This window comes from Acidithiobacillus ferriphilus (genome assembly GCF_018854775.1).
Lineage (GTDB): Bacteria > Pseudomonadota > Gammaproteobacteria > Acidithiobacillales > Acidithiobacillaceae > Acidithiobacillus > Acidithiobacillus ferriphilus.
On sequence record NZ_JAAZTY010000079.1, the window covers coordinates 1 to 10,526 of the forward strand.

General features: G+C 49.9%; 13 protein-coding genes. 6 read left to right on the plus strand and 7 right to left on the minus strand.

Features of this window, described 5'->3' with window-relative positions; genetic code table 11:
* The 5 genes from HF921_RS06280 to HF921_RS06300 form a co-directional block, all read left to right on the plus strand.
* A partial coding sequence (locus tag HF921_RS06280; RefSeq protein ID WP_215893531.1) for an ATP-binding protein occupies window positions 1-790 on the plus strand: 790 nt, incomplete at its 5' end.
* Between the two features lie 105 nt (window positions 791-895).
* Window positions 896-2,161, plus strand: coding sequence for an NRAMP family divalent metal transporter (locus tag HF921_RS06285; RefSeq protein WP_064219182.1), 1,266 nt, complete (start codon window positions 896-898; stop codon window positions 2,159-2,161).
* Between the two features lie 103 nt (window positions 2,162-2,264).
* On the plus strand, window positions 2,265-2,975 hold the full coding sequence (locus HF921_RS06290) for a PspA/IM30 family protein (RefSeq protein WP_064219181.1): 711 nt from the start codon (window positions 2,265-2,267) through the stop codon (window positions 2,973-2,975).
* Window positions 2,976-3,046: 71 nt separating this feature from the next.
* Window positions 3,047-3,217, plus strand: coding sequence for a YbjQ family protein (locus HF921_RS06295; RefSeq protein ID WP_226834368.1), 171 nt, complete (start codon window positions 3,047-3,049; stop codon window positions 3,215-3,217).
* Window positions 3,218-3,249: 32 nt separating this feature from the next.
* Complete coding sequence (locus tag HF921_RS06300) at window positions 3,250-3,786, plus strand: DUF4124 domain-containing protein (RefSeq protein ID WP_215893532.1); 537 nt, start codon at window positions 3,250-3,252, stop codon at window positions 3,784-3,786.
* On the opposite strand, the gene HF921_RS06305 is transcribed toward HF921_RS06300, so the two are convergent.
* Window positions 3,759-4,001 (minus strand): hypothetical protein, encoded by a 243-nt coding sequence (locus HF921_RS06305; protein ID WP_215893533.1) that lies wholly within the window; start codon window positions 3,999-4,001, stop codon window positions 3,759-3,761. The two genes, HF921_RS06300 and HF921_RS06305, sit on opposite strands and share 28 nt — an antisense overlap.
* 465 nt (window positions 4,002-4,466) lie before the next feature.
* Here HF921_RS06305 and HF921_RS06310 point away from each other — a divergent pair, with 465 nt between their 5' ends.
* Entirely contained in the window at window positions 4,467-4,982 is a 516-nt protein-coding gene (locus tag HF921_RS06310) for a phosphate-starvation-inducible PsiE family protein (RefSeq protein WP_226817720.1), read from the plus strand.
* A gap of 182 nt (window positions 4,983-5,164) precedes the next feature.
* Here the strand turns inward: HF921_RS06310 and HF921_RS06315 are convergent, their stop codons facing one another.
* The 6 genes from HF921_RS06315 to HF921_RS06340 all read right to left on the minus strand — a co-directional run.
* Window positions 5,165-6,520 (minus strand): OprD family outer membrane porin, encoded by a 1,356-nt coding sequence (locus tag HF921_RS06315; RefSeq protein ID WP_064219178.1) that lies wholly within the window; start codon window positions 6,518-6,520, stop codon window positions 5,165-5,167.
* Window positions 6,521-6,576: 56 nt separating this feature from the next.
* Window positions 6,577-7,335 carry an ABC transporter ATP-binding protein gene (locus tag HF921_RS06320; protein ID WP_081258149.1) on the minus strand — a complete coding sequence of 253 codons (759 nt, stop codon included), beginning with the start codon at window positions 7,333-7,335 and terminating at the stop codon, window positions 6,577-6,579.
* A gap of 29 nt (window positions 7,336-7,364) precedes the next feature.
* Window positions 7,365-8,249 carry an ABC transporter permease gene (locus HF921_RS06325; RefSeq protein WP_081258147.1) on the minus strand — a complete coding sequence of 295 codons (885 nt, stop codon included), beginning with the start codon at window positions 8,247-8,249 and terminating at the stop codon, window positions 7,365-7,367.
* A gap of 101 nt (window positions 8,250-8,350) precedes the next feature.
* Window positions 8,351-9,697, minus strand: coding sequence for an ABC transporter substrate-binding protein (locus HF921_RS06330; protein WP_215861574.1), 1,347 nt, complete (start codon window positions 9,695-9,697; stop codon window positions 8,351-8,353).
* 275 nt (window positions 9,698-9,972) lie between these two features.
* On the minus strand, window positions 9,973-10,266 hold the full coding sequence (locus HF921_RS13655; protein ID WP_215861575.1) for a zinc ribbon domain-containing protein: 294 nt from the start codon (window positions 10,264-10,266) through the stop codon (window positions 9,973-9,975).
* 4 nt (window positions 10,267-10,270) lie between these two features.
* Window positions 10,271-10,526: hypothetical protein (locus HF921_RS06340; RefSeq protein ID WP_215893534.1), on the minus strand; the 256-nt coding region annotated here is incomplete at its 5' end.

The following is a 10,526-nucleotide window of genomic DNA, read 5'->3' on the forward strand; positions in this document are numbered from 1 at the left end:
GATCAACCGCCCCCTGGCCCGGCTGGCAGTGGAGGCGCAGCGCATTGGCCGGGGCGACATGCCGGAATCCCTCAAGCCTATTGGCGGGCCTCTGGAGGTGCGTCATCTGGAGCAGGCCATTACCAGTATGGCTAACGATCTGCACCGCCTGCACGAAGAACGCACCCTGCTACTCACCGGCATTTCTCACGAATTGCGTACCCCACTGTCGCGCATGTTGCTGACCCTGCATCTTCAGGGTCACGATCTGCTGGCCGAGAAAGCGTCCATGCTGGTGGATGTCAGCGAAATGGACGAGACTATCGACAAGTTTCTGACCCTGGTGCGCAGTGGAGACCAGGAAAAAATCACCCAGGTGGAGGTGCGCGAGTGGGTGGCCGAAATGGCCGCGACGGCCCAGGAACGTTACGGCCTGGAGGTACAGCTAGTGCATTCTGCCGGGGATGCCGCCTTACCACCCCTGCACTGCCGTCCTCTGGCGCTGGAACGAGTATTCCGCAATCTTTTTGACAACACCCGGCGTTACGGTGGCGGACGCTTGGATATGCGGATCATCCGCCATCCGGCCCGTACCGAAATCTGTCTGCGCGACTATGGCCCCGGCGTGCCCGAACGGGATATCGGGCCGATGAACGGTGGTACCTTGCCGCGCCAGTCTGGGCATGGTTCCGGCATTGGCCTGCGGATTTGCCAGCGCATCATGGCGTTGCATAGCGGCATCCTCCGCTTCGCCAATGCCGAAACGGGTGGCTTGATCGCGCACTTGTCATTTCCTGACAAAGAGGACTAACAGCAGAGGGCGTTTGGCGGTACTTTCGGACAAGGAGGTACTTGACAAAGGGCAAGCAAACAGGAATCATTCTCGTTTGAGTAAAATATAAAACGGATGCTCCCCATGTCGTCAACACGCGCCTTCAATAAAATTGACACACCCACCCATCGTTCTCGCTGGGAAATTTTCCTGGTGGTGCTGGGACCGGGGTTGGTGGTGATGCTCGCCGATACCGATGTCGGCAGTATCATCACCGCGGCGCAGAGTGGTGCGCAGTGGGGCTTCAAGCTGCTGCTCCTGCAATTCATCCTCATGCCTATCCTCTATATCGTGCAGGAACTGACGGTACGTCTGGGTATTTTTACCCGTAAAGGCCACGGCGAACTGATCAGCGAAACTTTCGGAAAGGGCTGGGCTTATCTCTCCGTCGCCGGTCTCAGTGTCGCCACCACCGGCGCCCTGTTGACGGAGTTTTCCGGGGTGGCCGGCGTCAGCAATCTCTATGGCTTGCCGCGCTCTGTCGGGGTTGCCCTGGCGGCGGTCACTCTGTTGACCATCGTCTGGACCGGCTCCTATCGGCGGGTGGAGCGCATCGCCCTGATCATGGGTCTCTTTGAACTGGTCTTTTTTGGTATCGCCTGGGCCAGCCATCCGAGCATCCATGAAATGCTGAATGGCCTGCTGCACGCGCCCATCACCAATGATGACTATATGATGCTGGTCGCCGCCAATATCGGCGCTGTCATTATGCCATGGATGGTGTTCTATCAGCAGTCAGCCGTCGCCGATAAGGGGCTGCACCCCGAGCATTATCGCCACGCCCGCTGGGATACCGCCGTTGGCGCCATCATTACGCAGGCAGTCATGGCGGCGGTGCTGATCGCGACGGCCGCCACCATTGGCCGGTTGAACCCCAACGCACCCCTCAATACGGTGCACCAGCTTTCGGAAGCCATTATTCCTTACCTCGGTGACACCTGGGGACGCATTGTGTTTTCTCTGGGCATCCTTGGGGCGGGCATGGTGGCCGCGATTGTCGCTTCCCTTGCCGGGGCCTGGGGCTGGGGGGAAGTCACCGGTTTTCGCCACTCGCTGGAGCATCATCCCAAGGATGCGCCCTGGTTTTACGGGATTTACACCGCCATCATCGTGGCTGGCGCCGCTGCGGTGATCACTATCCCCGATCTCGTCAGCCTCGACATCGGCGTGGAGGTGATGAATGCGCTGCTTCTGCCTATGGTGCTGGGCTTCCTGGTCGCCTTGTCCATCAAGGCGCTGCCCGCCGAACACCGCTTGCGCGGCCCGTATCTCTGGCTGGTACTGTTTGTGGTGATTCTGGCGGGCGGGTTGGGGGTTTATGGAGGGTTGACCAGCCTTCCAGGTTTGTGAGCGTCGAGAGGAAAGCATACAAAAGGTTGCGGAGATGTCGGGCTGTGCTATATCTAAGCACACGGTTCTGCACCATGACCACTGCGCCCTACAGGAGCCCCGCATGTCCATTTTCAAGCACGCCGCAGATATTCTGGAAGCGAAGGTCAACAGACTACTCAGTCGGGCCGAAGAGCCCGCCGAAACCCTGGACCTCTCCTATGAAAAGATGCTGACCAGCCTGCAAGAGGGCAAGCGCCATCTTGCCGATGTGGTCACGGAGCAGATATCCCTGGAGAACCAGATCGCGCAGGCACAGAAGCAGGCCGCCAAGGCGGAAGACAATGCCCGCATGGCCCTCAACGCCAACCGCGAAGACCTGGCGCGCAGTGCGCTGGCGGAAAAGCAGGCCGAAGCGCAAAAAATTGCCGCCCTGCAGGAAGCCCACGACACCGTCGCCGCGCAGGCCCGGAAGCTCATGGATTATGAACACGCCCTCCAGGATCGCATCGAACAGTTTCACACCCAGAAAGAGGTCATGAAAAGCCAGATGGCGGCGGCGCAGGCCCAGGTGAAAGTGACCGAATCCCTGACCGGCCTGGGTCATGGCCTGGATGACGCCGGTGATGCGCTACGCCGGGCGCAGGATCGCACCGCGCAGGAGCAGGCCAAGGCTCAGGCCATGGATGGCCTGCTGGAGTCGGGTGTCATCAACGATCCTCTCGACCATCGCACCCAGACGGAGCGGGAAATGGACAAGCTCCGCGTCACCAGCGGTGTCGATGACGACCTCGCTCGGTTGAAGGCGGAGATGACCGCCAGGCAGGACGGATGAGATGCCCGAACCCGGCAATGTCCTTATTCTGACCATCGATGACTGCCCCGGCTACCGGATTGTGCGGGTATATGATCGCCCAAACGCGGGATGATGCGATGCTGCATCTGGCTGAACATGCCCGGTCCCTCGGCGCCAACGCGGTGCTGGGCATGCGTTTTGATTCCGGTGAATTTGACTCGGGGCAAGGGCAGGCAATGAATGAGATTACCGCGTACGGGACGGCGGTTGTCGTGGAGTGATGATGAGCGGGAAAGGGGATGACAGCAGGTGTATGCCGGGCTTTGGGAGCGTGGGGATTTTGTTGGGACGCGCCCTGCTGATCTCCACCGCAGTTGCCTGGGGCATCCTGGGAACCCCGCTGACGTTCGGGGATACGATTTACCGATGGGTTTCGCCGAACGGGGTGGTGAGCTACGGGAACCAGCCGCCCCGCGGTGCACGGAAGATTCAGACCATTCCCCCGGCGCCACCGCCGACGGCAAGCACCCGGACGAATCCGGGACCGACCGCAGCAGAGGGAGCCCCGTCAAATGCATCCAAAGCGCAGACGGCCATTGCCCGGCTTAATCTACTGGCTGCCCTTAACAACTATCGGAACAGCCTGCAGACCGCGCGGACCCCGCCGCGGAATATCTACACGCCTGGTTTTATCGGACCTTATTTTCCTTATGGCGCATCCCGATTTCGGGAAAGGCACCCGCAGCATTACCGTCGACCGGCGATTCTTCCATCACGCCAACCGTCCATGGTGCTGCTCCCACCCCCGGCGCCCAATTCCGCCTACTCCTCGCCGGCGCTTATACCGTAATTCAGGCGGATACTCGCACCATTATTATTCAGAATATTATTGCCATGTTTCCATAAAAAATAGATCACAATGACTCCCAAAGGAATCAGCAGGCTGATAATAAAAGAAACGAAGAAGGTGATCATTTTTAAGCGCCTCCCCCAACCGGTGCGGGCGGTAGTTATAGCAAGAATAACGTTCTTTATTTCTTTTCCATCCGGATTTTTTATACCCATTATAAGCTCCCTATCATTAAAATGCGGGTTGTATTCACTGTAGTAATAGCACGTTACAGGAACTGCAATAAGCGCTCTCCGCCAGCGAGTAAGCATAATCTTTTGCCAGAATCGAAGAAATCCCTAGCGGAAGGGATGTGGCGCTGGTTTTTCCGACACGGGTATAAGCTTAGCAGGCAATTTTGCCTTCATCAATGGCCAAGTTCGCTAAGTCCAATTAGAAACTGGGGGCCCATCACTTCTTGGTCAGTGTCCCGATGGCTTCTTACCTTTCATCCCCGCATCGTCGGCGTGACAATCTAAAAATTCAGAAGATAACCGGCTATGGTAACAGTTGGTTTTTAGGCCCGGTAATGGAACTCATCTTGCCGACTGATAAAAAAAGGTTCAGACTTAAACCGTCGCTGTCGCAATGTGCTTTTGGGTCCTGCTTGCGCCAGCCTACCGGGGCCAGGGACTGAATCTATGCCAGAACAGCAGGAAAAAAATGGGATGGTGCCGCGGGAGGTGGTGGCCGGGGCTCGAGGTAGGACTCTGATTTTTTATGGCAGGCTTCTGGATCTCATTGTTATAGCATTGATCTTTGTTATGTTGCTCACCCTGCTGGGTGCATTGGCTGGGTTGATTTATGATTTTGCAGTTGCCGTGAGTACTCTGCGCGCTGCCGCGGCCGTTCAGGGCTTCACTCATGTCCACGATCTCGTTGAGAGCCTCGGACAAGGCCTTGTCGTTGATGTTCTCTCCACCTTTGTTCTTATCGAACTCTTCCGCACCTTCACAGATTATCTGGAGTTTCATCGCCTCCGCTTGCGGGTACTGGCCGAAGTGGGCATCGTTTTTGTTTTGCGTGAGATGTTCATCGGTCTTTATGCGCACCGCATGGATTCGCCCGTACTCCTGGCCATCGCCGCTCTTTTAGCAGTCCTGGTGGCGGCGCGGGTTGCAGCGGTCCAATTTCCACCTCGCCACAACGGGGTATAGCCGTCCCACATTAAATATATATTAATCAATGAGGGAATGGCGGGCGCCCTCGCCAATTTGCCATTCCTGGGGTGTCATAAAGGACCAACGGTAAAAGTAAGTATCGCAGGATTAACCGTTTAGCCCCTCCCCGTCTTGGGGGAAGCTACAGTTCGGGTTGCTCACTTAAAACAGTGGAGAACCTAAAACATGTAAGTCAGCATAACCCTATTATAAACAAAAGTCTTGTTGTGTGGGTTGAGTGGAGCATCATGCACCAATCCTCCGTTCGCAACTTCCATTCGATCACGAACGGACAATCCTTTAAGCATGCCACCGGGAAAATAAGTAAGATCCATATAAGCATCATTACTGTTGCCATTGTAGTATGTATGATAACGTGCAAAAGCTGTCATCAATAGAAACTGCTTGTGGAGAATATTCTGTATCCATTTCACCTTCCAGCCATTGCCCGGCCCCATTTCTACTAATCCACGAATCATCGAAGTAGTATACAGCGGATCCGTAGCATATCCGATGGTATATGGTGAGACAATGGCACCCCCTCCAATAGCTCCGATATGGGGAACAATCTCATTGTATGACCAAGTTAATTGGCCCTTTCCAAATATGCTAGGCGCAATGTCAAAATTAGCACCAACCTGAATACCCCAGGCACTACTATTCACTGTATTACCTATGATGTTATCAACACCTTGTGCACCCAGGCTGCTATTCAACAAGCTATTATTTTCCCACTCTCGAACGAACTGAACACCAACAAGAGGATCAATCCCCGTCGCAGTTCTGAGAGTGTATGACCCTGAACTATAGAACATTTTCGCAAAATGATAGAAATCATAATACCAAGCCTGAGCTTTTGCACCCAAAGCGGTGGTGCTGGCGCCAAAAGCTAGAGTGCCCTGCGCCTGTGGGTCAGAATTTGGAAGTTTTGGCACACCACCATAAACAGGGTCACCACTATATCCTGTAGCGTAATATAGATTGTCTTTGTAGTAATTTGGAGACGTGCGACTTTTCCAGCGGAACTCTCTCAACGCTTCCAGCTTTACATCCGGGAGCGGGCTGTATTGAGCGAATAAAGCTTGATAGGTAGCCGGTAAAATACGTGCATCAGAATTATTCATCCACGGGGTACTAATTATTTGATCACCCGCCCGCACGAGTACTTTTCCTGGTTTGGCATACTGGACATATGCTTGGCCAAGGGCATTTAACGATGGCGTTAATCCCATCATGGTGGTATCAACCGTTGATGGCGAATACCCATGAGTTCCAAGATCATTGGCTGTGTAGAAACTAACACCAACACCAAAACCGCCAAGAAATGGTGCACTTTTAATATTAAGTAGACCACCAATGGCAAAAGAAGATTGATTTGGTACATGTGTTGCGCCATAGAGACGACTAAAATAGTATGATCGCACCTGACCATATATTTTACTTTTCTGGAAGAATTGGGTTAGTGTATCTGAATCGGCTAAAACAGGATATGATGTCGACATAAAAAAGGCGGCTAAAAATAATCTTTTATTCATCCTATAAATCCTCTTGATATAACTAAAATTTTTTATCGCGATCAGTTTTTTCTTTACTAAGCAGACAGTAGTGTAAGGCAGCGACTTTTCAATTCGTGTGTTCGTTCTGCAGATCGTTCTATAGACTCATTATGAGTCTTATTGGTTTCTATGATTGAGGAAATTGAGCCGGATCTCTGCGATATAATAACGACCCGTTGGCTAAGGCGAATTGCTTCATCTACATCATGAGTAACAAATACAATGGTAACGTGTGTGTTCTGCCATATAGACAACAAACTATCTTGCAATGATACTCTCATTTGCGCATCCAACGCACCAAACGGCTCATCCATCAATAACACGGCAGGTTTATTAGCCAGGGCACGCGCTATTTCAGCGCGGTGTTGCATTCCGCCAGAAAGCATTTTAGGGTAATAGTTTTCATAGCCTGAAAGTCCAACAAGTTCGATATATTCATCTGCAAGCTTGTCTGATACAACCCTTCCTGCACCCCGTCGCATAGGTCCAAATCGCACATTTTCCTTAACCGTTTTCCATGGGAAAAGCGTATGCTGTTGAAAAACTATGCCGAGGTCAGCACTTGGAGTTTTTATTTCAACCCCATCAAGAAGGATGCTGCCAGATAATGGTTTGTAGTGTCCACCTATTGCATTTAACAGGGTGCTTTTCCCACAGCCGGATGAGCCAATAAGAGACGTGAATGATCCGGCGCCAAGGGTTAAAGATAGGTCTTTTATGACAGTTCTGGTATCCAAACCGGATTTATATCCCAGGCAAACATGTTGAATTTCAATATGTCCAATGTCTTCCATAGTTATAGCCTCATTTACGTGCTTGCAGCTCATTCAGACCATGGAACAATCTTACGTTTAATAAGATATATTGCCCCAGATGTGATGGAACTCAGAATGCCAATCGTAAGCATTCCGACAATAATATTTCCATATTGAATCAGTTCATATGATTCCCATGTAAAATACCCTATCCCATATCTTCCACTGATCATTTCCCCGGCCAGAAGAGCAAACCATGCGGCACCCATCCCCAGTGCCATCCCAACAGTGATATTAGGAATCGCGTAGGGAATTACCACGTGAAATAATACACTTATACGATTGGCACCTAGTGATCTTGCTGCCTTGACTAATTCTATGGGTACCCGCTTTACTCCATCCCACGTATTCAGAACAATGGGAAAGACCGCGCCAAGGAAAGTGATAAATACGATGCTTTGCTCTGTTGTGGGCCACATAAGAATCGACATTGGAACCCACGCAATGGCTGGTATTGGTCGCATTATCTCAATATACGGCGCAATTATCAGGCGAAGTATGGCACTATAACCCAAGGCGACACCGACAGTAACACCGACAAGAGATCCTATAGTGAATGCCAGAGCTATTCGGTAGAGGCTCCAATAAATATCTTTCCAGTACGTTTTGGTAACAACCACATTCAAAAAAGATTTATAGACATGCAATGGTGATGGGATATTTGAGAAGTCGAGGATTATATCCGCGTGAGTTTGAGTTAATCCCTGCCAAGCTAGAAGACCTACCATGATTGACAGCAACGGGATAACAAAGATGCGCACGGAATGCTTCCCAATATAAAATAACCTGACTATGTAATCCAGCCAATAGTTAACGGAAAATGATGATGTTTTCATCACGTGATCATTGAAAGTCTGCGGTTTATGATCCTGTTCATGATCTGAAGCAATCATTATAGTCCTCACATATCTTGTGAATAATTATGGCGATGACCATCATCATGATGATAATCAGAATAGTATCGCCATGTTACTTTGATCATCCTTTTGGATAGCTATACTGCAGAAAGAATCTGTTTATAGCTGTAGACGGGGGTGCCGTGCGCGTCATTTTTTGCGCCTTCTTCCGTCATGTAGGCAGTGTAGTTGTTGCCGTTCTTTATATAGTATGCATAATTGCCAAATAACTTAAGCCCAGTTGTATGGTCATACACATAAGTAGCATAAATTTTCTTATGCGACTCAATATCTGCTTTTGCGGCTATCAGCATTGATCTTACGGAGTTATACTTTTGTATTCCACTACCCTGAACCCATATTTCAGGAGGGAGGGCGATATTGTTTTTAGGGTTGTAGGCACCGGCACTTGCCGCGCTGTATTTTAATCCTAATTGTTTATATGCTGTTTCCTGATATTTAGGATTAACCCAGTCTTTAAAATTAAGAGTGGGAATACTCGCATTTTTAGCTAAAATAGTGTGATCATATTGTAGTGTTTTTACCCATTTTTGGGTAATGGCCGGATCCATGGTAAGGTACCCGCCGCGACTAAAATATAGGTAAAGGACTTCTTTAGGCATCATCGTCCATTTTGCGATAGTTTTGCTTGCATTATATGGATTGTTCGTTATCCACTGGTCTGCTTCTATTACTGCCTTATCGTACGCAACGACAATTTCAGGATATTTTTTGGCAAACGATGCGGTTACTACAGCGCCATGAAGGTATGGAACATGCGTTTCCTCACCGTTGTAAATCATTCTGCCAACTTTTTTATATTCCATGTCCTCTGATATTGGGCAGAAATCAGCATGCGCGGGTATTTTGTTTGCCGTAATGGCTGCGATACCGGCCATTGGGCTTTGGTTTACAATATGAAAAGACGAGAATGGTATGTGATTGTCTGCAGCCATTTCATAGAGCATTCCCCACGCTGAACTCCCGACAGGAGTCGAGATTGTTTTTCCTTCCAACTCTTTTACATTGGTTATTTTGGAATTAATAGGCACGACGATGCCATTACCTGCGCCATCCAGATTGTACCCTGTCATCGTAATCAAATAGGTTCTTTCTGTTGATGTTTGTTGAAACTTCGCACCGTTCACTATCAATGGATAATCACCCATCGTTCCGAAATCAAGCTTGCCGGCCATCATCATATTTGTTATGGGAGCCCCGGAACCATAATCCCGCCATATTATATGATATTTAACGCCTGCGTATTTACCTGTATGGGGTAGATATTTTTGCAACAGATCCAGCCCCTTTAACACCGTTCCAGCCGGGTATGTATCTGTACACATGGATTGGTAGCCAATACTTATTGTTATCGTTTTAGAGAAGGCGGGCGATGCTGCAATCACCGAGATTGCTGTAACTATACAGAGCGATAGGCGTAACATTTGTGAACCTCCAGCATGTGGGAACCTGTACCTACAGGCTAAGCAATCCTTGTGCCAGTCCCGCAATCCCTGAGGAGATTGTAAAAAGTCAAAAAAAACAGGATGGTGTAATCAGTTAGAATTGCTTCATATGCCATTCAGGTGCACTATAGCTGTGCGTCGCGCTTCAATTTTGTGCGTCTGCATGGTGCAATTCAAGCTGTAGAAATATTCTCGATAGAATATACAGTGGGCATGCGCCCAGCATTATGCTGGTTCTCACGAATGTCGAAATTCTAATACCAACCAGATTTCCATCTCTTCAACGTGCTTAGGCGCATGATCAAGTATAGTTTGATAAATCTGTTCACTTTTCTCTCTGATAATAATTTTCTTACCTTGCACTTCATTTCCTGTAGAGTGAGGTTTTTGTCAATAAATGATGTGCCATCATGACAAAATGAACAATATATGCCAGAGGGTGAGTTATTTTTATCAAATCGCAGCGGCATTCCACAACTCTGACAACGATTTGCTTCGTCATGAATGTGAACCAAAAGATATTTTTGGAGTGCTGATAATGTCTTCATGTAATCATTGACGCCTTTTGTTATCTGTTAGCACCATATTTAGCCATTTACTGGATAGATACTCCAGCAGGCGATTTTGACTTTGTCGTGCGGTGAGGTTATCGAGGTCCACCCAGGCCAGGGGCTGATCCTGCTGCGCGCAGGAGAACACCGCCTTGGTGCGCTGCCCCGTCTCCGGGTCGATCTGCCATTGCAGACACTGGGCGCAAACCCCTTTGAGCATGCACTGCATGGGGCTGCCCACCGTCGCGGTAGCCTCC